The 1028-nt window shown below is 73.4% G+C and carries 1 protein-coding gene; it reads left to right on the top strand.

The features are described from left to right. The first annotated feature begins 6 nt into the window (after positions 1–6). Entirely contained in the window at positions 7–1014 is a 1008-nt protein-coding gene (locus tag GTQ99_RS23545; protein ID WP_166618060.1) for an ABC transporter permease, read from the top strand. Positions 1015–1028 lie beyond the last annotated feature (14 nt).

The following is a 1028-nucleotide window of genomic DNA, read 5'->3' as shown; positions in this document are numbered from 1 at the left end:
GCGCCGCTGGAGCGGCGCGGGCCGGCCCCCGGCGCCCCCGCCGGCGGGCGCACCGGGGGGCTCGGCGGCGGCGCCGGCCGCACCGTCGGCCTCGTCATCGCGCTGGCCCTGCTCTGCGTCGTCGGGGTGGTCACCGCCGGCGAGCGCTTCGCCAGCGTGGACAACCTGCTGACGATCCTGCGGCTGGCCGCGGTCATCGGCGTCCTCAGCATCGGCATGACCTTCGTCGTCACCGGCGGCGGCATCGACCTCTCGGTCGGTTCCGTCCTCGGCCTGGCCTCGGTGTGGGCCACGACCCTGGCGACGCAGACGATGGCCGAGGACACCCACTGGCTGCTCATGGTCTCCACCGCGCTGCTGGTGGGCACCGCGTGCGGCGTGGTCAACGGCGTGCTCATCGCCTACGGGCGGGTGGTGGCCTTCATCGCCACCCTGGCCATGATGGTCGCCGCCCGCGGCCTGGCGGAGATCATCGCCAACCGCCGCACCCAGATCGTGCGGGTGGAGTCCTTCAAGGACGCGTTCCAGGGCAACGTCCTGGGCGTGCCGGTGCTCGTGTGGCTGTTCGCGCTCGTCGCGGCCGCCGGCTGGGTCGTGCTCAACCGCACCACCTTCGGGCGGCGGACCGTCGCCGTGGGCGGCAACCCCGAGGCCGCCCGCCTGGCGGGCATCAAGGTCAAGCGGCACACGGCCTACCTGTACGCCCTCTCCGGCCTGACCGCGGGCATCGCGGCGGTCATGATGCTGGCGCGCACGACGGCCGGGGCCTCCACCAACGGCCAGTTCTACGAGCTGGACGCGATCGCGGCCGTGGTGATCGGCGGCACCCTGCTCGCCGGCGGGCGGGGTTCCATCCTCGGGACGGTCTTCGGCGTGCTGATCTTCTCCACGCTCACCAACGTCTTCACCCAGAACAACCTGTCGATCTCGGCGCAGTCCGTCGCCAAGGGCGCGATCATCGTCGCGGCCGTCCTGCTGCAGCAGCGCTTCGCCGCCCGCTCGCGCGGCGCCTGAGCGCAGCCCCACCC

It is taken from the genome of Kineococcus vitellinus (genome assembly GCF_009906315.1).
In the GTDB taxonomy this organism is placed as follows: domain Bacteria; phylum Actinomycetota; class Actinomycetes; order Actinomycetales; family Kineococcaceae; genus Kineococcus; species Kineococcus vitellinus.
This window is presented reverse-complemented; position numbering and strand designations above follow the sequence as displayed.